A 19,894-nucleotide genomic window follows, 5' to 3' on the forward strand; every position below is an offset into this window, starting at 1 on the left:
GACGCGCGCCGATTCGCGTCTGTACACCTTGCCCATGCCTGCAACTGGCATTACCCTCGGGGTAGTCGTTTGAGACAATGCAGGCGCAAACTATTCAGGACAATTTGGGAGCGTCATTTCATTCGAATCTGAAAGGAGTTCCATGCCTCACGTGATCATCGTCGGTTGCGGTTTCGGCGGCCTCGCCGCAGCTCGCGCACTGGCCGACGCCAAGGTCGACATCACCATGATCGACCGCAGCAACCACCACCTGTTCCAGCCGCTGCTGTACCAGGTCGCCACCGCCGGCTTGTCGGCGCCCGCCATCAGCGCGCCGATCCGCAGCATCCTTGCGACACAACGCAATGTCACCAGCCTGATGGCGGCGGTCGCCGACATCGATGTGACGCGCAAGACGGTCGCGCTGGAAGACGGCAGCGAAATTGCCTACGACTACCTGATCGTTGCCGCAGGTTCCACCCATAGCTATTTCGGTCACGACGAATGGGCATCCTTGGCCCCCGGACTGAAAACGCTGGAAGACGCCTTCGACATCCGCCGCCGCATCCTGATGGCGTTCGAATATGCGGAACGCGAAGACGACCCCGTGCGCCGCGCCGAATGGCTCACCTTCACCGTGATCGGCGCCGGCGCCACCGGCGTCGAGATGGCCGGCACGCTGATCGAAATCGCCCGACATACGCTGAGCGGGGAATTCCGCCGCATTGATCCGCACCATGCCAAGGTGGTGTTGCTGGAAGGCTCCGACCGCGTGCTGGCGGCCTTTCCACCCGACCTGTCGGAAAAGGCGCGCACGCAGCTGGTCAAGCTCGGCGTCGACGTGCGTACGGGCAGCCGCGTTACTGACATCGATGAAGAATGCGTGCGCTACACCGACAAGGACGGCGAGCAACGGCTGGCGTCACGCACCGTGATCTGGTCGGCCGGCGTGGCGGCGTCGCCGCTGGGCAAGGCGCTCAATGTGCCGCTCGATCGTGCGGGCAGGGTGCCGGTGGGCGGCGGGCTATCGATTCCCGGCCATCCGGAAGTCTTTGTCATCGGTGATCTTGCCGCTGCGACTTCCGACGGCAAGCCGGTGCCGGGTGTATCGCCGGCGGCCAAGCAGATGGGCCGCGTCGCTGCGCGCAATGTGCTCGCCCACATGGCGGGCAAGACGCCGGAAAACTTCGTCTACCAGGACTATGGATCGCTGGCCACGATTGGTCGCAAGGCCGCCGTGGCGATGGTCGGCAAGCTGAAGTTTTCAGGCTATCCGGCGTGGCTGTTCTGGTTGTTCATCCACGTCTATTTCCTGATCGGCTTCCGCAATCGCCTGATGGTAATGACGGACTGGGCGTGGGCTTACCTGACCTTCAAGCGCAGCGCACGCGTGATCTCCAGTGCGATCAACACGCCGCCTGCCAAGCCGCATGACAAGCATGATGAAGCGCCGACGCAGTAATTGATTTGCGAAATAAAAAGGCCGGCATCAATATGCCGGCCTTTTTTTCGTTTGCAGTTCGTTCCGCAGCGTCAGTTTTCCAACGCCAGCAGCGCAAAGCTGGCAAGCCAGTGGCCGCCGCTGTAGTGGCTGCCGACGACGTGATCAACGCTGGCTTTCAGGTGACGTTCGATCGCGCCAGTCAATGCCGGTTGCGCCGGGTGAGCGGCCGGCAGATGCCGCGCGATGTGTTTCATGCACCAGGCGCGACTCAGGTTGAGGCCGTCGAGATGGGCGATCTTGGGATCGGTGCGGTCGCTGACTTGTGCCGGCTGCATCAGGCGTTCGATCTTGTCGATCTGCGGCAGGAAGGTATCGAACCACGCCGGGAATGCGGTTGTGTCCAGGACCTTGCTCATCAACAGCGCTTCCGTCAACGCCGCAGAGATGTATTCGTCGCCGCCCGGTTCGTAATGCGCCGGATAGTTGACGTCCTTGCCGTAGTAGCCCAGCGACGCCTGGACGATGGCGCTTTCCAGCTCGTCATCGTTTGCGGCGCGGGCGTAGTCGAGCGCCAATGCCAGCGCAAACGCCGTGTTGTAATGCGTGCCGACGCGAATCGGGTAAGTCAACTTGCCCAGGTATTCCAGCAGGCGCTTGCGGATTTCCAGTGTCAGCGGTTGCATCGCAGCGTGCCACGCGCTTGCGCGTGGATGCGACGATGCGGCAAGTTCCTGCTCCAGACCGAGGATCCAGCCAAAGCCGTAAGGACGCTCGAAAGACGCGCGGCCGCCGACCTGGAAGTAGGCGGTTTCCTGCGCCATCAATTCCGGCGTGAAGTGTTCGTCGAAGATCGCAGTGATTTTGTCCTGCGTCGGCAGCGTCGGATACAGCTTCGCGCAGCGCAACAGCAGCCAGTAGCCATGGACGGCCGAGTGCCAGTCGTAGCAACCGTAAAACACCGGATGCATGGCGCGTGGCGACAAAACGTCGTCGGCGCTGTGGAGCACGTGCATGATGTGATTGGGATATTCCTGGCGGAGGTAGGTCAGCGGCATCTCGGTGTATGCGGCGGCCAGTTCGATAGTGAGTTGCATGAGAATTTTCCGGTTTTCAGATCAGCGTTGTTGCAGCGTGTTTGCGGCCGGTGCAGAAGCGCCGGCCGCGACGTACATTGACGGAACAGTTAACGGAACACGATGAAATACATCAGCAGGATATTGGCTGCCAACAGCGCGATGCCGGTAGGAATCTGCACCTTGATGACCTGGTACTTGTCCTTGAGCTCCAACAGCGCCGCCGGCACGATGTTGTAGTTGGCTGCCATCGGCGTCATCAGCGTGCCGCAATAACCGGCCAGCATGCCGATGGTGACCAGCGGCGCCGGGTCGGCATGTTGTCCGACGATGATGAAGGGCAGGGCGATGCCGGCGGTCATGACGGGGAAGGCCGCGAAGGCGTTACCCATGATCATCGTGAAGAGCGCCATGCCGACACAGTAGATCACGATCAGCATGAAGCGATTTTCAGGATTGACGAACAGGCCGACAACCTGCTGCACCGATTTGCCGGTTTGGGCTGCGACGAAAACGCCGCCGAGCATCGCCAGCATTTGCGGCAACACCGCAGCCCAGCCGATGGCGTCGAGCAGCCGGCGCGATTCACGCACGGCATGCAGCGGCGTGCCGCCGGTCAGTTTCCAGCCTGCCAGGATGGCGCAGATACAGCCGACGCACAACGCCGCCAGCGTCAGTTGTTTCTGGTCGAGGATATACATGCCGCCGATGGCCACGCCCTTGAGCAGGATGGTGCACAACACGGTCACGACCGGAATCAGGATGGCTGGGACAAAGATCCAGTTACCGTATTGATTGGCCGATGCCTGGCGTTGCTCGGCGCTGCGCTGCTTGTACGTGCCGAGCGACAGCAGGCCGAAGCCGGCAATCAGCGAGATCAGGATGACCACGACGCCGATGATGCGATAAGCCAGCGGTTTGCCCAGTGAGGAAACCAGCAGATCGCTGAACAGGAATACCGCACCGAACAAGAACCAGAACAGCGCGGTGGTCAGGCGTTTGGGGTTGCCTTTGTCGCGCAATGTCATGCCGACCAGCAGCATGACGATGACGCCGATGAGATAGTAGATTTCGTTGATGGTGATAAGGGTACTCATGCTGCCACCTCTTTTCCTTCTGATTTTTTCCAGGCATTGACGTCACGCTGAATCCCGGCATCGAGACGCACCAGACGGAACATGTGAATGGCCAGCGCCGCAATCGCGGTCGGAATGGCCCACAAGCCGAGATGCAATGGCTCGATGTTGGTGATGCCGTTTTCCTTGAGGAAGGCGTCGATCAGCAGTACTGCACCGAAGGCGAGGAAGATGTCTTCGCCAAAGAACACGGCGATATTGTCACAGGCAGCGGAGTGCGCGCGCAGTTTGTCGCGGATATGTTGCGGCAGGTCGCCATAGCGCGCTGTCGCAGCACCTTCGACCATGGGGGCGAGCAAGGGCCGCACGGTTTGCGCCTGGCCGCCGATATAGGTCAGGCCGAGCGCGCCAAACACCTGGCGCAGGATGAAGTACAGCATCAGGATGCGTGCGGAGGTCGCGCTGGCCATGCTGGAAATCCAGTCTTGCGCGCGTTCCTTGAGACCATAGCTTTCCAGTAGACCGATGATCGGCAGGATCAGTACATACACAGCCAGCGAGCGGCTGTTGATGAACTTCTCGCCGAAGGTTTCCAGCAGCATGCCGAAATCCATGCCGACGGCAAGTCCGGTGGCAAGGCCTGCGACGGTAACGACCAACAGCGGATTGAAGCGGAATGCAAAGCCTGCAACGACGATCGGAATCCCGATCAACGGTAGCAAAATCGAGCTATCCATGGACTATCTCCCAAGTAGGAATGGTTATTGTGAATTGACTGCTGACGACGGAAAATCAAAAAGAACGGACGGCAAAATGAACTTAGGACGGGGCGCGGATGCCGATGTGCTCGCTGCTCAGGCGAGCACGGATCTGGCGTGCAAATTCCAATGCATGCGCACCGTCGCCGTGCAGGCAGACGGTCTGCGCGTTGACCTTCACAACGCTGCCATCGATGGCGGTGACTTGCTTGTCCTTGACGAATGAAATCGTTTGCGCGATGGCCTGCGCTTCATCCTCGATCATGGCGCCGGGCAACGCGCGGCTGACCAGGCTGCCGTCGGCGTTGTAGGCGCGATCGGCAAACACTTCTTCAACGGCAGTCAGGCCAGCCTGTTTTGCTGCGCTGACGAGTTCGCTGCCGGCCAGGCCGAACAGCGCCAGCTCCGGATTGAAGGTGCGTATCGCTGAACAGATTGCCTGCGCCAGCACGGCATCTTTGGCGGCCTGGTTGTACAGCGCGCCGTGCGGCTTGACGTGCACCATGCGACCCCCTTCGGCACGTACGATGGCATCGAGCGCACCCAATTGATACAGCATGCCGCTGATGATTTCTTCAGGCGGCAAATTCATGGCGCTGCGGCCGAAATTTTCGCGGTCTGGAAAACTCGGGTGCGCGCCGATGGCGACCTGATTCCGGATCGCCCAGCGTACGCTCTGGCGCATGGTGTTGGCGTCGCCGGCATGCCAGCCGCAGGCGATATTGGCCGAGCTGACCAGCGTCAGCAGCAGTTCGTCGTTGTCGCAGCCTTCGCCGAGATCGGCGTTGAGATCGATGTGCATGAGCTGTCCTTATTTCCGGTATTGCGTCGCGCGTGACCAATCGAGCGCAGCGACGGTTTGTTCGACATGGGCGAGGTAGCGCTGTTGTTCTTCCCATGCATGCAAGGCTTGTTCCAGATCGCAGAGTTGCAGTTGCAGCAAGCCATTGAGCGGCGCCTGCGCGAGCTTCCACATGTCCGCCGCGATGACCACGCCGATCTTCGGGTAACCACCGGTGGTCTGTGCATCGCCCATCAGGATGATCGGCTGGCCGGAGGGCGGCACCTGAATCACGCCCGGCACCACGCCGTGCGACAGCAGGTCGCGACTTTGCTTGCGCTTGAGTTCAGGACCTTCCAGGCGGTAGCCCATGCGGTTGCTGTTGGGCGTAATGCGCCACTTGTCGTGCCACAGCGTGTTGCGGGCGGCGACCGTGAATTGTTCGAATTCGGGCCCGGGCAGCACTCGCAGCGTGATCAGTTTGCTGCTGTCGTTGGCCTGTGCGCTAAGGCCGCTCCATTGCGGTGAACGTACGCCGAAGGCCGGTCCGGTCGCTTTGACGCCGGCGTCGCCCAGCGGCAGGCGGTCGCCCTTGCGCAGGATCCTCCCCTGGTGGCCGCCGAAGCCGGCCTTGAGGTCAGTGCTGCGCGAGTCCAGGATGACGGGAACGTCAATGCCGCCCGCGACGGCCAGGCAGGTGCGCATGCCTGGCGCACCGCTGCGGCCGACGTGGGCAAGGCGCAGCGTCTGTCCTGGGCGTACCGGCGTGCTCCAGTAAGGCGCCAGCGGTTTGTCGTCGATCCGCGCGTCGAAATCGTCACCGCCTAGCGCGATACGCGTGTCGATGGTGAACCGCAGCTCACAGGCGCCCATGGTGATTTCAAGGCCAGCGGCATTGACGTCGTTGCCGACCAGCAGGTTGGCAGTGCTGAGCGCCAGCGGATTGAGTGCTCCGCCTGGATTGATGCCGAGCTGCCGATGACCGGGGCGGCCGAGATCCTGCACCGAAGTCAGCAGGCCGGGTTGGATGATATCGATCATTTGGCGATCCGTTCCACGGTAAAGCGGACGCGGTCGCCCGGGCGCAGCAGGGTTGGCGGATTTTGCGTCGGATCGAACAGCGGCAGCGCGGTGCGTCCGAGCAATTGCCAGCCGCCCGGCGAGGCCAGCGGATAAATGCCGGTCTGTTCACCGCCGATGCCGACCGAGCCTGCGGGAATCGAGAGGCGCGGTTCATCCTGGCGCGGTGTCGCGAGTTGCGGATCGAGGCCGCCCATGTAGGCGAAGCCGGGCATGAAGCCGATGAAGTAGACGACGTATTCGCCTTCGCTGTGACGGCGGATGACTTCCGCCGTCGAGAGGCCGGTATGGCGCGCAATGACGTCGAGGTCGGGACCGCCGGCGCCGCCATACACGACAGGGATGTCGATGTTGCGGCCGCTCAGCTGGCCTACGTCGAGGTATTTCCAGCTGTCGAGGATGCGCTTTGAGACGGCATCCATATCGACAATGGGGCGGCGCAGGATCAGCGTCAGGTTGTTCATGCCAGGGACGACTTCGGCAACTTCGGGCCAGTCCGCTGCGGTGTCGGCGAGACTCCAGATGCGCTGCTGATGTGACAGGGTGGCCGGCGGCGGCAGATTGCACAATAGTGCGCCGTCGCCGAGAAAGTGGAGTTGAGGTTGAATCATTGTCATCCGGATCTGGCTGGAAGGCTTGCGCCCGTTAATCCCGAGGGATCATACATTTCGGACAAGGTATAGACAATATATAGATAAATTATTTATTTAAGATTGCTATATAGTGTCGTAGTTGTACGAACATTTTCATGACAGAAAAAAGCTTATGAGTGACAAATCCTTGAAAAACACGCCGGAACAGGCCGTGACACAAAAATCTCCGACCAAAATCGTCTCCTCCAATCATCTCGTTTCCGAGCGCAGCGCCGAGCTGTCGGAGCTGGAATATGCCCTCATCATGGCAGGTAATGCATTCAATCGCTGGATGATGCGTTGCATGATGGCCGCAGGCGCCAAAGATATGACGGCAATCGAGGTCTCTTTGTTGCATCACGTGAACCACCGCGAGCGCAAAAAGAAACTCGCGGACATTTGCTTTGTCCTGAATATTGAGGATACGCACGTTGTCACCTATGCGCTCAAGAAACTGGTCAAGGCGGGTTACGTGAAGAGCGAGAAGGCCGGCAAGGAACTGCTGTTTTCGACCACCGACGAAGGCCAGCAACTGTGCATGCGCTACAAGGAAGTGCGCGAGCGCTGCCTGATCGAAGTGCAGGTCGACAGCGGCATCCAGAACCAGGCCATCGGCGAGGCCGCGCAATTGTTGCGCAGCGCCTCCGGTTTGTACGATACCGCCGCGCGCGCGGCCGCATCGTTGTAAGCAACCGTCGGCCATCGACGGCGTCTCCCACTGGGGGCGCAGAGGGAAAATCATGCGAGCAATCGAAATTACCGAATTAGGCGGGCCGGAAGTGCTGCAGTTGTGCGAACGCCCGCTGCCGCAGCTGAAAACCGGCGAAATCCTGATCAAGGTTCATGCGGCGGGCGTCAATCGTCCAGACGTATTTCAGCGCCAGGGCAATTATCCGGTGCCCCCGGGCGCCTCGGATCTGCCGGGGCTGGAAGTGGCCGGCGAAATCGTCGACGGCGATCTGAGCGGCAGCGTCTTCAAAAAGGGCGATCTGGTGTGCGCGCTGGTGCAGGGCGGCGGCTATGCGGAATATTGCGCAGCGCCGCTGGCGCAATGCCTGCCGGTGCCGCAAGGTCTGAGCGCGTTGCAGGCGGCGGCGCTGCCGGAAAATTTCTTCACCGTCTGGAGCAACGTGTTCGAGCGGGCGCGACTGGCGCCGGGCGAAACCCTGCTGGTGCAGGGCGGCTCCTCCGGTATCGGCGTGACCGCGATCCAGATCGCAGCCGCACTGGGGCATCGTGTCTTTGCTACCGCCGGCTCGGATGACAAATGCCGCGCCTGCGAAGAGTTGGGGGCTGAGCTCGCCATCAACTACCGTACTGAAGATTTCGAAGAAGTCCTCAAGGCCGCCACCGAAGGCCGCGGCGTCGATGTCATCCTGGACATGGTCGGCGGCGACTACCTGCCGCGCGAAATCAAGACCCTGGCCGACGATGGCCGGCTGGTCATCATTGCCTTGCTGGGCGGCGCCAAGGGGCAGCTGGACATGAGCCAGATCCTGCGTCGCCGCCTGACCGTCACCGGGTCGACCCTGCGTCCGCGTCCGGTGGAGTTCAAGGCCTTCATCGCGCAGCAGTTGCAGGAGCGCGTCTGGCCGCTGCTGGCCAGCGGCAAGGTCAAGCCGGTGATCTACAAGACGTTCCCGCTGGGGCAGGCGGCAGAGGCCCATGCACTGATGGAATCGAGTGCGCATGTCGGCAAGATCATGCTGACGCTGGACTGAAGAATATCGGGCAGGCGCCAGATGCCGGGGTGTTTGGTTTGACCGGGTTTGCCGCGGCGCGATAGAATGCGGGGTTATTCAGAATTCTCCCCTTAATTCGTCCTTTGGCTCTCCCTTTTATGCGCCGTAAATTAGTTGCCGGTAACTGGAAAATGAATGGCGGCCTCGCCGCCAACGCCGCGCTGGTCGCCGATGTCAAAGCCGGTCTGGCTGCCGTCGGCGTCAATGCCGACGTCGCCGTGTGCGTGCCGGCGCCTTACCTGGCGCAAGTGCAGGCGGCTGTTGCCGGCTCCGCGCTGGCTTTGGGCTCGCAAGATGTCTCCGCGCATGCAAGCGGCGCGTACACCGGTGAAGTGTCGGCGGCCATGCTGGCCGAATTCGCTTGCAAATACGCCATCGTCGGCCATTCCGAGCGTCGCGCCTATCACGGCGAAAACGACGCGGCGGTTGCGGCCAAGGCCGCTGCGGCGCTGAAATCCGGATTGACGCCTATCGTCTGCGTGGGTGAAACATTGGCCGAACGCGAGGCAGGGCGCACCAACGCCGTCGTCGGCGGCCAGCTCGATGTCGTGCTGGCTGCGCTGGATGCGGCCGACGTGCAAAAGATTGTGGTGGCATACGAGCCGGTCTGGGCCATCGGCACAGGCAAGACGGCCACGCCCGACATGGCGCAGGATGTGCACGCGATGTTGCGCGCGCGACTGGCCGCAAAAAATGCTGACGCCGCCGTCAGGGTGCAAATCCTCTACGGTGGTAGCATGAAACCCGATAACGCCAAAGAACTGCTGGCCATGTCGGATATTGATGGTGGTCTGATCGGTGGCGCGGCTCTGAAAGCAGCGGATTTCCTGGCGATTGTCCAGGCTGCCCAGGGCAACTGATTGTTTGTTGTTTTAATTTAAGATGGCTATATGAATACTTTATTTACTGTTATTGTTGTGATTCAGGTGCTCGCGGCGCTGACTATCATCGGTCTGGTTCTGCTGCAGCACGGCAAAGGGGCGGATATGGGGGCTGCGTTCGGTTCGGGCGCGTCGGGCAGCTTGTTCGGCGCCACGGGTTCTTCCAACTTCTTGTCGAAGTCGACCGGCATCGCTGCTGCGATCTTTTTTGCGGCGACTCTTGCGCTGGCATTCGTCGGCAATCATCATGTTTCGCAATCTGGTGGCGTTATGGATAATTTGCCTGCTCCGGCTGCCGCAATTCCGGCAACTCCCGCTGCATCGGGCGCTCCTGCAGCAGCTCCTGCAAATCCTGCAGATCAATCAAATCAGATTCCGAAATAGTCTTTTGCGCAGAGTGTAATAATGCGCAAAACTTAAAGCAGATTGTGAAGTTTTAGTGTGATTGTGCATTGAACAAGAGCATCAAAACGGGTTACAATTGCAGTCTCAAGCCGACGTGGTGAAATTGGTAGACACGCTATCTTGAGGGGGTAGTGGCGAAAGCTGTACGAGTTCGAGTCTCGTCGTCGGCACCATGAAATACCGAGAAAAGCCAGCAAAGGACCAAGTCCCGAGCTGGCTTTTTGTCGAGGAAAAAGCTGTTTGATATTGAGAATCATTCCGCTAATTATCAACAAACCTACGCCAAATCGTGAACCTCGAAAATTACTTTCCAGTTCTGTTGTTTATCCTAGTTGGCATCGGTGTCGGTGTCGCTCCTCAGTTACTCGGTCGTTTGCTCGGGCCTCACCGGCCTGATGCGCAAAAGACCTCTCCTTACGAATGCGGCTTTGAAGCTTTTGAAGATGCCCGCATGAAGTTCGATGTGCGGTATTACCTCGTCGCCATCCTGTTCATTCTGTTCGATCTCGAAACTGCATTTTTCTTCCCGTGGGGCGTTTCCATGCGCGACCTGGGCTGGTCTGGCTACATCACGATGATGGTCTTCATCGCTGAATTTGTTGTCGGTTTTTGGTACATCTGGAAAAAGGGTGCCCTGGATTGGGAGTGAGCCATGTCAATTGAAGGCGTATTAAACGAAGGGTTTGTTACCACCTCGCTGGATAAGGTAATCAACTGGACCCGTACCGGTTCCATGTGGCCGATGACCTTTGGTCTGGCGTGCTGTGCGGTTGAAATGATGCACGTCGGCGCCTCGCGTTACGACCTGGATCGTTTTGGCATCATGTTCCGCCCGTCGCCGCGTCAGTCCGATGTCATGATTGTTGCCGGCACGCTTTGCAACAAGATGGCGCCGGCGCTGCGCAAGGTGTACGACCAGATGGCCGAGCCGCGCTGGGTGATCTCGATGGGATCCTGTGCCAACGGCGGCGGCTACTATCACTATTCGTATTCCGTCGTGCGCGGTTGCGACCGTATCGTGCCGGTCGACGTGTATGTTCCAGGCTGCCCGCCGACAGCCGAAGCGCTGCTGTATGGCGTGATCCAGCTGCAAAATAAGATCAAGCGCACCAATACCATTGCGCGCTAAGGGAGTGGAAGGGTCAGTATGACGACAAAATTGGAAACTCTCGAAGCTGCCTTGCGCAACGCGCTTGGAGGGTATCTTCAGAATTTGACAGTGTCTTTGGGCGAGATCACGGTAGTGGTCAAGTCCGCCGATTATCTTTCGGCGATGCGCGTTCTGCGCGATCACGCCGATACCCGTTTCGAAGAATTGATGGACCTGTGCGGCGTCGACTACTCGACGTACGGCGACGGCGTCTGGGACGGTCCGCGCTTTGCGGTGGTCTCGCATCTGCTGTCGCTGACGCATAACTGGCGCGTTCGCGTGCGGGTTTTTGCGCCGGACGACGACATGCCGCTGGTGGCCTCGCTCATGAATATCTGGTCCGCCGCCAACTGGTATGAGCGCGAGACTTTCGACTTCTACGGCATCCTGTTCGACGGGCATGACGACTTGCGTCGCATCCTCACCGACTACGGCTTCATCGGCCATCCGTTCCGCAAGGACTTCCCGGTGTCGGGCTATGTCGAAATGCGTTACGACGCCGAACAAAAACGCGTGGTTTATCAACCCGTGACGATTGAGCCGCGTGAAATCACGCCGCGTGTCATTCGTGAAGAAAACTACGGGATTAAATAATGGCTGAAATCAAGAATTACACGCTGAACTTTGGTCCGCAGCATCCGGCCGCGCACGGTGTGCTGCGCCTGGTGCTGGAGTTGGACGGCGAAGTCATTCAGCGCGCCGACCCGCATATCGGTCTGCTGCATCGCGGCACCGAAAAGCTGGCCGAGCAAAAAACCTATCTTCAATCGGTTCCGTACATGGACCGCCTCGATTACGTGTCGATGATGTGCAATGAGCACGCCTACGTCATGGCCATCGAGAAGCTGCTCGGCATCGAAGTGCCGCTGCGCGCCCAGTACATCCGCGTCATGTTCGACGAAATCACCCGTCTGCTGAACCACCTGATGTGGATCGGCGCCCACGGTCTGGACGTCGGCGCGATGGGCGTGCTGCTGTACGCCTTCCGCGAACGCGAAGATTTGATGGATTGCTACGAAGCCGTGTCCGGCGCACGCATGCATGCGGCCTACTATCGTCCGGGCGGCGTGTATCGCGACCTGCCGGAAACCATGCCGCAGTACAAGGCATCGATCATCCGCAACGACAAAGCCATCAAGCAACTCAATGAAAATCGCCAGGGCTCGATGCTGGACTTCATTGAGGACTTCACCAACCGTTTCCCGAAATACGTCGACGAGTACGAAACACTGCTGACCGACAACCGTATCTGGAAGCAGCGTCTGGTCGGCGTCGGCGTGGTCTCGCCGGAACGCGCAATGGCAATGGGCTTTTCCGGTCCGATGCTGCGTGGCTCGGGCATCGAATGGGATCTGCGCAAGAAGCAGCCGTACGAAGTCTACGACCTGCTCGATTTCGACATCCCGGTCGGCAAGAACGGCGACTGCTACGACCGCTATCTGGTGCGCGTGGAAGAAATGCGCCAGTCGAACCGCATCATCAAGCAATGCGTCGAGTGGCTGCGCAACAACCCGGGTCCGGTCATCATCGACAATCACAAGATTGCGCCGCCGCCACGCATGGACATGAAGTCCAACATGGAAGACCTGATTCACCACTTCAAACTGTTCACCGAAGGCTTCCACGTGCCGCCGGGCGAAACATATGCAGCGGTCGAGCATCCGAAGGGCGAGTTCGGCATTTACCTCGTGTCGGACGGCGCCAACAAGCCTTACCGGATGAAGATCCGCGCGCCGGGTTATGCGCATTTGCAAAGTCTCAACGAGATGGCCAAGGGGCACATGATTGCCGATGCCGTAACCATCATCGGTACGCAAGACATTGTGTTTGGTGAAATCGACCGGTAAAACCGGTCCCTGGATGTTTTTGAAAACCCATTAGGTTCTGGGGAATATCCGATAAACCCGCGCAGGTTCTCAACAAACCATGCGCACGGATGGCCAACGATATGCTGTTAAGTCAAGACGCTCTTAAGAAAATCGATCGCGAACTCGCGAAATACCCGGCGGATCAACGCCAGTCTGCCGTCATGTCCGCGCTGCGCATTGCGCAGGTCGAACACGGCTGGCTGCCTGCTGAGCTGCAACAGGAAATCGCCGATTACATCGGCATGCCTGCGGTGGCCGTGCAGGAAGTCGCCACGTTCTACAACATGTTCAACACCAGCCCGCAGGGCAAGCACAAGATCACCGTCTGTACGAATCTGCCATGCCTGCTGTCGGGCGGCGATCGTGCAGCGCATCACCTGAAGCACACGCTCGGTGTCGGCTACAAGGAAACCACCGCCGACGGTCAGTTCACGATCGTCGAAGGCGAATGCATGGGCGCATGCGGCGACGCACCTGTCATGCTGGTCAACAATCACCGCATGTGCAGCTGGATGTCGAACGACAAGATCGACGCGCTGCTGGAGGAACTGAAGAAATGACTTGTCTGCACGATCGTCATATCAAGCCGCTGATTCTGGCGGATCTGGATGGCCAGAATTGGCATCTGGAGGATTACGTCAAGCGCGGCGGCTACGAGTCGCTCAAGCGCATCCTGGCTGAAAACATCACGCCTGAACAAGTCATCGCCGAACTCAAGTCCTCGGGCTTGCGTGGTCGCGGCGGTGCAGGTTTCCCGACCGGCCTGAAGTGGAGCTTCATGCCGCGCCAGTTCCCAGGACAAAAGTACCTGGTCTGCAACAGCGATGAAGGCGAACCGGGTACATTCAAGGACCGCGACATCATTCGCTACAATCCGCACTCGCTGATCGAAGGCATGATCATCGGCGGCTACGCAATGGGCATCACGGTCGGCTACAACTACATCCACGGCGAAATCTTCGACGCGTACCTGCGTTTTGAAGAAGCGCTGGAAGAGGCACGCGCAGCCGGCTTCCTGGGCGACAACATCCTCGGCACCAATTTCAGCTTCCAGCTGCACGGTCACCACGGTTACGGCGCCTACATCTGCGGCGAAGAAACTGCGCTGCTGGAGTCGCTCGAAGGCAAGAAGGGCCAACCGCGCTTCAAGCCGCCGTTCCCTGCCAGCTTCGGCCTGTACGGCAAGCCGACCACGATCAACAACACCGAAACGTTTGCTGCTGTGCCGTTCATCTTCAAGATCGGCGCGCAAGCCTACGCCGACATCGGCAAGCCGAACAACGGCGGCACCAAGATCTTCTCGATCTCGGGCGACGTCGAACGTCCGGGCAACTACGAAATCCCGCTCGGCACGCCGTTCTCGACACTGCTGGAACTGGCGGGCGGCATGCGCGGCGGCAAGAAGCTTAAAGCAGTCATCCCAGGCGGCTCGTCCGCTCCGGTGATCCGCGGCGACGTCATGATGGAAACCACCATGGACTACGATGCCATCGCCAAGGCCGGCTCGATGCTGGGTTCGGGCGCTGTCATCGTCATGGATGAAACGCGTTGCATGGTCAAGTCGCTGTTGCGCCTGGCGTATTTCTACTACGAAGAATCCTGCGGTCAATGTACGCCGTGCCGCGAAGGCACCGGCTGGATGTACCGCATGGTGGAGCGTATCGAAAACGGTCACGGCAAGCTGGAAGACCTCGATGTGCTCAATTCGGTTGCCGACAACATCCAGGGCCGCACCATCTGTGCGCTCGGCGATGCGGCGGCAATGCCGGTGCGTGCTTTCATCAAGAACTTCCGCGAAGAATTTGAGTATCACATCGAGCACAAACACTGCTCGGTGCCTGCTTATATTTAACGCATAGCGTCAAGTACAGCATTAGGCAGCACGGCAAGACATGCGATCGGCGACAAGGCAGGGCGCATGTCTTCAAGGTCAAAAGAATACTTAGCTTGGGCAAAAAGCCATGGTTGAAATCGAAATAGACGGCAAAAAAGTTGAAGTGCAAGAAGGCAGCATGGTTATGGATGCTGCCAACAAGGTCGGCACTTACATTCCTCATTTTTGCTATCACAAAAAATTATCCATTGCGGCCAACTGCCGCATGTGTCTGGTCGACGTTGAAAAAGCGCCGAAGCCTCTGCCTGCCTGTGCCACTCCGGTCACGGCCGGCATGATCGTTCGTACGGCGAGCGACAAGGCGGTCAAGGCGCAAAAAGGCGTCATGGAATTCCTGCTGATCAATCACCCGTTGGATTGCCCGATCTGCGATCAGGGCGGCGAATGCCAGCTGCAGGATCTGGCGGTCGGCTACGGTGGTTCGACATCACGCTACGAAGAAGAAAAGCGCGTGGTTCCTCCGAAGGACGTCGGCCCGCTGATCTCCATGAAGGAAATGAATCGTTGCATCCACTGCACACGTTGCGTACGTTTCGGCCAGGAAGTCGCCGGCGTCATGGAACTGGGCATGCTGGGTCGCGGCGAGCACTCCGAAATCACTACCTTCGTCGGCAACACCGTCAACTCCGAACTGTCCGGCAACATGATCGATCTGTGCCCGGTCGGCGCGTTGACATCGAAGCCGTTCCGCTACGCTGCACGTACCTGGGAATTGTCGCGTCGCAAGTCGGTCAGCCCGCACGACAGCCTCGGCGCCAACCTGATCGTTCAGGTCAAGGGCGGCAAGGTCATGCGCGTTCTGCCGCTGGAAAACGAAGCGGTCAACGAATGCTGGATTTCCGACAAGGACCGTTTCTCCTACGAAGCGCTGGACAGCGAAGAGCGCTTGACCAAGCCGATGTTGAAGCAAGACGGCAAGTGGCAGGAAGTCGAATGGCAAGTTGCGCTGGAATACGTCGCACACGGCCTGCGCAACATCCGCCACGAACACGGCGCCAGCGCCATCGCTGCATTGGGTACGCCGTACTCGACGCTGGAAGAACTGACATTGCTGCAAAAAGTCGTGCGCGGCCTGGGTTCGGAAAACATCGATTTCCGCCTGCGTCAGTCCGACTTCGCGCTGGACCATCAGGTCACTCCATGGCTGGGCATGTCCATCGTCGAGTTCTCCGAACTGAACCGCGCCCTGATCATCGGCTCGTTCCTGCGCAAGGATCATCCGTTGCTGACCGCGCGTCTGCGCCAGGCAGTCAAGAGCGGCGCCAAGATCAGCGTCCTGCACGCCGCCGACGACGACCTGCTGATGCCGGTCGCCAACAAGATCATCGCAGCACCGTCCGCATGGCTGGCGGCACTGAGCGGCATCGTTGCCGCCGTGGCGCAAGCCAAGAGCGTCGCCGCACCGGCTGGTTTCGAAAACGTTGAGATTTCGCAGGAAGCCAAGCAGACCGCAGCAAGCCTGTTGTCGGGTGCATCCAAGGCCGTGTTGCTGGGCAACGCCGCTGCGCAACATCCGCAAGCATCGCAACTGCACGCCGCCGCACAATGGATCGCCGAACAAACCGGCGCCAAGCTGGGCTACCTGACTGAAGGCGGCAACGCCGTCGGCGGTTACCTCGCCAACGCGATCCCAGGCAAGGACGGCGCCAACGCGCTGCAAGCCTTCGCGCAACCGCGCAAGGCCTACCTCCTGTTGAACGCCGAACCGGAACTCGACAGCCATGATGCCCAAGCTGCTACCGCTGCGCTGAAGCAAGCTGAAATGGTCGTCGTGATGTCGGCATTCAAACACGGCGCGGATTACGCCGACGTGTTGCTGCCGATCGCACCGTTCACTGAAACAGCCGGCACCTTCGTCAACGCCGAAGGCCGCGCACAAAGCTTCAACGGCACCGTCAAGCCGCTGGGTGACGCTCGTCCGGCATGGAAGGTGTTGCGCGTCCTGGGCAATCTGCTCGGTCTGCAAAATTTCGACTACGAAACCTCGGAATCGATTCGCACCGAAGTCATCGGCGAAGAAACCGATCTGTCCGCGCGTCTGAACAATATCGCCAAGCTGGCGCCGCAAGCGGGCAACGTGGCCGCCAACGGTGCGCTGGAACGCCTGGCCGATGTGCCTATCCATTTTGCCGATGCCATCGCACGCCGTTCGCCGGCGCTGCTGCAAACGCAAGACGGCCAGGCGCCGAAGGCATGGTTGTCGGCCGCCTTGTCGCAAAAGCTCGGCATCGCCGCCGGCGATCGCGTGAGCATCAAGCAAGGGCAGGGCAGCGCGCTGCTGACTGCAGGCATCGACAAGAACCTGCCGGAAAATGTCGTACGTGTGGCAGCCGCCCATGCAAGCACCGCTAATCTGGGCAGCATGTTCGGCGCAATCGTTGTGGAGAAAGCGTAATGGATCAACTGATTGCCAACATCAACGCAGTCGGCCCCACGTATCTGGGCACCGCCTGGCCGTATGTGTGGACCTTCGTCTGGAGTCTGCTGAAGATTCTGGTCGTGATGGTGCCGCTGCTGGGCTGCGTCGCTTACCTGACGCTGTGGGAACGCAAGCTGATCGGCTGGATGCACGTTCGTCTCGGTCCGAATCGCGTCGGCCCCGCCGGTCTGCTGCAACCGATCGCCGACGCGCTGAAACTGATCTTCAAGGAAGTGACCACGCCGGCGCGCGCCAGCAAGGTGCTGTTCTTCATCGCACCGATCATGACCATCATGCCGGCGCTGGCTGCCTGGGCAGTGATTCCGTTCGGACCTGAAGCGGTCATCGCCAACGTCAATGCCGGCCTGCTGTTCGTCATGGCGATCACGTCGATGGAAGTCTACGGCGTGATCATCGCCGGCTGGGCGTCCAACTCGAAGTACGCCTTCCTCGGCGCCATGCGTGCTTCGGCGCAGATGGTCTCGTACGAAATCTCGATGGGCTTCTGCCTGGTCATCGTGCTGATGGTGTCCGGCAGCCTGAACCTGATCGACATCGTCACCAGCCAGGGCAAAGGCTTCTTCGCCGACCACGGCGTCGGTTTCCTGTCGTGGAACTGGTTGTCGCTGCTGCCGATTTTCGTGATCTACATCGTCTCGGGCATCGCTGAAACCAACCGTCACCCGTTCGACGTGGTCGAAGGCGAATCCGAAATCGTGGCCGGTCACATGATCGAATACTCGGGTATGTCGTTTGCGATGTTCTTCCTGGCTGAATACGCCAACATGTGGCTGATTTCGATCCTGACCGCGCTGCTGTTCCTGGGCGGCTGGGCATCGCCGCTGAGCGTGTTGGACTTCATCCCTGGCTGGATATGGCTCGGTATCAAGACGTTCTTCATTGTGTCGCTATTTATCTGGGTGCGCGCATCGTTCCCGCGTTACCGCTATGACCAGATCATGCGTCTGGGCTGGAAAGTGTTCATTCCGCTGACATTGGTGTATCTGGTCATCGTTGCGACCTGGATGCAGACCTCGTGGAATATTTGGAAGTAATGTAAAGGCTGAGGTGAGAAGCATGGAAGCTATTAAGGATTTTTTCGGCAGCCTGATGTTGCGGGAGCTGTTCAAGGGCCTGGCCCTGACCGGCCGCTATCTGTTTGCGCGCAAGATCACGATTCAGTTCCCGGAAGAGAAGACGCCGCAGTCGCCGCGTTTCCGCGGTCTGCACGCCTTGCGTCGCTATCCGAACGGTGAAGAGCGCTGCATCGCCTGCAAACTGTGCGAAGCGGTTTGCCCTGCGATGGCGATCACGATCGAATCGGAACAGCGTGACGACGGTTCGCGCCGCACCACGCGTTACGACATCGATCTGACCAAGTGTATTTTCTGCGGCTTCTGCGAAGAGTCATGCCCGGTTGATTCGATCGTTGAAACGCACATCCTGGAATACCACGGTGAAAAGCGCGGCGATCTGTACTACACCAAGGAAATGCTGCTGGCCGTTGGTGATCGTTACGAAAATGAAATCGCCGCTGCACGTACTGCAGACGCGGCATATCGTTGATTGAGTTCGGGACGGCATGCGCTGGTTGTTGCATGCCGCTGAGATGATCGGGTCTGAAGCTTGTTGGGTAGCCTGATCGATGGATCGGGCGATCGAATGATCTGATGCTGGTTTTAGCCAACTTTTTGGTTGATTATGGAATTTAAAACTGTCTTGTTCTATGCGTTTTCGGTGGTCCTCGTGCTCGCCGCATTACGCGTCATTACGGCCCGCAATCCGGTGCATGCGGCCCTGTTTCTCGTGCTGGCCTTCTTTTCGGCGGCCGGCATCTGGATGTTGCTGAAGGCGGAATTCCTCGCCATCGTGCTGGTGCTGGTTTATGTCGGGGCGGTGATGGTGCTGTTCCTGTTCGTGGTGATGATGCTGGACATCAATCTCGACAAGATGCGAGAGGGCTTCTGGGGATACTTCCCGCTGGCCGCGACCATCGGCGTGATCATCGTGCTGGAAATGGCAGCGGTCCTGTTGCGCAGCTTCTGGGCGCCGGAAGCGCAAGTACCGGCGGCATCGAACACCATCGGCACCACCAAGGCGCTGGGCATGCTGATCTACACCGAATACGTCTACGCCTTTGAAGTCGCCGCCGTGATCCTGCTGGTCGCCATCGTCGCCGCCGTGGCGCTGACGCTGCGTCGCCGCAAGGACAGCAAGTACTTCTCGCCGGCCGAAGCAGTCAAGGTCAAGAGCACCGATCGCGTTCGCCTGGTCAAGATGAAGGCTGAATCCACTCGCAATGACACCAACACCGGCGGCGATGCTCAGGCATCCGGCGCAGGACCACAAGCTTAAGGAGCGCGCAATCATGACCCTCTCGCTCTCGCATTACCTGATCCTCGGCGCGATCCTGTTCGCGATCTCGATCGTCGGCATTTTCCTCAACCGCAAGAACGTCATCGTGTTGCTCATGGCAATCGAACTGATGCTGCTGGCGGTGAATATGAACTTCATTGCCTTTTCGCATTACCTCGGCGATGCAGCAGGACAGATCTTCGTGTTCTTCATCCTGACCGTCGCCGCTGCGGAGTCCGCAATCGGCCTGGCCATTCTTGTGGTGCTGTTCCGTAATCTGGACACCATCAACGTGGAAGACCTGGACACGCTCAAGGGATAAGCACGTTTGAGCTGTAGTGCGCATTGGAACGTCCG

Annotated in this window: 22 protein-coding genes and 1 tRNA gene; 17 read left to right on the forward strand and 6 right to left on the reverse strand. The window is 59.3% G+C overall.

The window, feature by feature from the left end; translation table 11 throughout:
• Positions 1-142: 142 nt before the first annotated feature.
• Positions 143-1,441, forward strand: coding sequence for an NAD(P)/FAD-dependent oxidoreductase (locus ACIROW_RS23860; protein WP_402279659.1), 1,299 nt, complete (start codon positions 143-145; stop codon positions 1,439-1,441).
• Positions 1,442-1,512: 71 nt separating this feature from the next.
• On the opposite strand, the gene ACIROW_RS23865 is transcribed toward ACIROW_RS23860, so the two are convergent.
• The 6 genes from ACIROW_RS23865 to pxpB all read right to left on the reverse strand — a co-directional run bounded on the left by ACIROW_RS23865 (position 1,513) and on the right by pxpB (position 6,802).
• A complete protein-coding gene (locus tag ACIROW_RS23865; protein ID WP_402279662.1) occupies positions 1,513-2,517 on the reverse strand; it encodes a DUF2891 domain-containing protein in 1,005 nt (334 codons plus the stop codon).
• 89 nt (positions 2,518-2,606) lie between these two features.
• Positions 2,607-3,593 (reverse strand): DUF979 domain-containing protein, encoded by a 987-nt coding sequence (locus tag ACIROW_RS23870; RefSeq protein ID WP_402279665.1) that lies wholly within the window; start codon positions 3,591-3,593, stop codon positions 2,607-2,609.
• The gene (locus ACIROW_RS23875) at positions 3,590-4,309 is read right to left on the reverse strand and encodes a DUF969 domain-containing protein (RefSeq protein ID WP_116433149.1); all 720 of its coding nucleotides are present in this window, start codon (positions 4,307-4,309) and stop codon (positions 3,590-3,592) included. The genes ACIROW_RS23870 and ACIROW_RS23875 overlap by 4 nt, the downstream gene beginning before the upstream one ends.
• A gap of 82 nt (positions 4,310-4,391) precedes the next feature.
• A complete protein-coding gene (gene pxpA, locus ACIROW_RS23880; protein ID WP_402279668.1) occupies positions 4,392-5,132 on the reverse strand; it encodes a 5-oxoprolinase subunit PxpA in 741 nt (246 codons plus the stop codon).
• Between the two features lie 9 nt (positions 5,133-5,141).
• Positions 5,142-6,152 carry a biotin-dependent carboxyltransferase family protein gene (locus tag ACIROW_RS23885; protein ID WP_402279671.1) on the reverse strand — a complete coding sequence of 337 codons (1,011 nt, stop codon included), beginning with the start codon at positions 6,150-6,152 and terminating at the stop codon, positions 5,142-5,144.
• Entirely contained in the window at positions 6,149-6,802 is a 654-nt protein-coding gene (gene pxpB / locus ACIROW_RS23890; RefSeq protein ID WP_402279674.1) for a 5-oxoprolinase subunit PxpB, read from the reverse strand. Before pxpB ends, ACIROW_RS23885 begins: the two co-directional genes overlap by 4 nt.
• 154 nt (positions 6,803-6,956) lie before the next feature.
• On the opposite strand from pxpB, the gene ACIROW_RS23895 reads away from it, so the two are divergent.
• From ACIROW_RS23895 to nuoK, 16 genes are all read left to right on the forward strand, one after another.
• Positions 6,957-7,511, forward strand: a complete 555-nt coding sequence (locus ACIROW_RS23895) for a winged helix DNA-binding protein (protein ID WP_053199273.1) — start codon at positions 6,957-6,959, stop codon at positions 7,509-7,511.
• 52 nt (positions 7,512-7,563) lie between these two features.
• On the forward strand, positions 7,564-8,544 hold the full coding sequence (locus tag ACIROW_RS23900; protein WP_402279677.1) for an NAD(P)H-quinone oxidoreductase: 981 nt from the start codon (positions 7,564-7,566) through the stop codon (positions 8,542-8,544).
• Positions 8,545-8,663: 119 nt separating this feature from the next.
• Positions 8,664-9,425, forward strand: coding sequence for a triose-phosphate isomerase (gene tpiA / locus ACIROW_RS23905; RefSeq protein WP_402279679.1), 762 nt, complete (start codon positions 8,664-8,666; stop codon positions 9,423-9,425).
• 30 nt (positions 9,426-9,455) lie between these two features.
• The gene (gene secG / locus ACIROW_RS23910) at positions 9,456-9,830 is read left to right on the forward strand and encodes a preprotein translocase subunit SecG (protein ID WP_402279682.1); all 375 of its coding nucleotides are present in this window, start codon (positions 9,456-9,458) and stop codon (positions 9,828-9,830) included.
• A gap of 109 nt (positions 9,831-9,939) precedes the next feature.
• A tRNA-Leu gene (locus tag ACIROW_RS23915) sits at positions 9,940-10,024 on the forward strand.
• A gap of 116 nt (positions 10,025-10,140) precedes the next feature.
• The gene (locus ACIROW_RS23920) at positions 10,141-10,500 is read left to right on the forward strand and encodes an NADH-quinone oxidoreductase subunit A (RefSeq protein ID WP_029363013.1); all 360 of its coding nucleotides are present in this window, start codon (positions 10,141-10,143) and stop codon (positions 10,498-10,500) included.
• A gap of 3 nt (positions 10,501-10,503) precedes the next feature.
• Complete coding sequence (locus ACIROW_RS23925) at positions 10,504-10,980, forward strand: NADH-quinone oxidoreductase subunit B family protein (RefSeq protein WP_029363014.1); 477 nt, start codon at positions 10,504-10,506, stop codon at positions 10,978-10,980.
• Positions 10,981-10,998: 18 nt separating this feature from the next.
• Complete coding sequence (locus ACIROW_RS23930; RefSeq protein WP_402279685.1) at positions 10,999-11,595, forward strand: NADH-quinone oxidoreductase subunit C; 597 nt, start codon at positions 10,999-11,001, stop codon at positions 11,593-11,595.
• The gene (locus ACIROW_RS23935) at positions 11,595-12,848 is read left to right on the forward strand and encodes an NADH-quinone oxidoreductase subunit D (RefSeq protein WP_402279687.1); all 1,254 of its coding nucleotides are present in this window, start codon (positions 11,595-11,597) and stop codon (positions 12,846-12,848) included. The genes ACIROW_RS23930 and ACIROW_RS23935 overlap by 1 nt, the downstream gene beginning before the upstream one ends.
• A gap of 89 nt (positions 12,849-12,937) precedes the next feature.
• The gene (nuoE, locus tag ACIROW_RS23940; RefSeq protein ID WP_116433138.1) at positions 12,938-13,429 is read left to right on the forward strand and encodes an NADH-quinone oxidoreductase subunit NuoE; all 492 of its coding nucleotides are present in this window, start codon (positions 12,938-12,940) and stop codon (positions 13,427-13,429) included.
• Positions 13,426-14,721, forward strand: a complete 1,296-nt coding sequence (nuoF, locus tag ACIROW_RS23945) for an NADH-quinone oxidoreductase subunit NuoF (RefSeq protein ID WP_053199262.1) — start codon at positions 13,426-13,428, stop codon at positions 14,719-14,721. The genes nuoE and nuoF overlap by 4 nt, the downstream gene beginning before the upstream one ends.
• A gap of 109 nt (positions 14,722-14,830) precedes the next feature.
• A complete protein-coding gene (gene nuoG / locus ACIROW_RS23950; protein WP_402279689.1) occupies positions 14,831-17,158 on the forward strand; it encodes an NADH-quinone oxidoreductase subunit NuoG in 2,328 nt (775 codons plus the stop codon).
• The gene (gene nuoH / locus ACIROW_RS23955; RefSeq protein ID WP_402279692.1) at positions 17,158-18,237 is read left to right on the forward strand and encodes an NADH-quinone oxidoreductase subunit NuoH; all 1,080 of its coding nucleotides are present in this window, start codon (positions 17,158-17,160) and stop codon (positions 18,235-18,237) included. Before nuoG ends, nuoH begins: the two co-directional genes overlap by 1 nt.
• Before the next feature lie 22 nt (positions 18,238-18,259).
• A complete protein-coding gene (gene nuoI, locus ACIROW_RS23960) occupies positions 18,260-18,748 on the forward strand; it encodes an NADH-quinone oxidoreductase subunit NuoI (RefSeq protein ID WP_016832378.1) in 489 nt (162 codons plus the stop codon).
• Positions 18,749-18,883: 135 nt separating this feature from the next.
• Positions 18,884-19,537, forward strand: a complete 654-nt coding sequence (locus ACIROW_RS23965) for an NADH-quinone oxidoreductase subunit J (protein ID WP_116433134.1) — start codon at positions 18,884-18,886, stop codon at positions 19,535-19,537.
• Positions 19,538-19,550: 13 nt separating this feature from the next.
• Positions 19,551-19,859, forward strand: a complete 309-nt coding sequence (gene nuoK, locus ACIROW_RS23970) for an NADH-quinone oxidoreductase subunit NuoK (protein WP_016832380.1) — start codon at positions 19,551-19,553, stop codon at positions 19,857-19,859.
• The last annotated feature ends 35 nt before the right edge of the window (positions 19,860-19,894 follow it).

Origin of the sequence: Herbaspirillum sp. NPDC101397 (assembly GCF_044767325.1) — a bacterium.
Classification (GTDB): domain Bacteria; phylum Pseudomonadota; class Gammaproteobacteria; order Burkholderiales; family Burkholderiaceae_D; genus Herbaspirillum.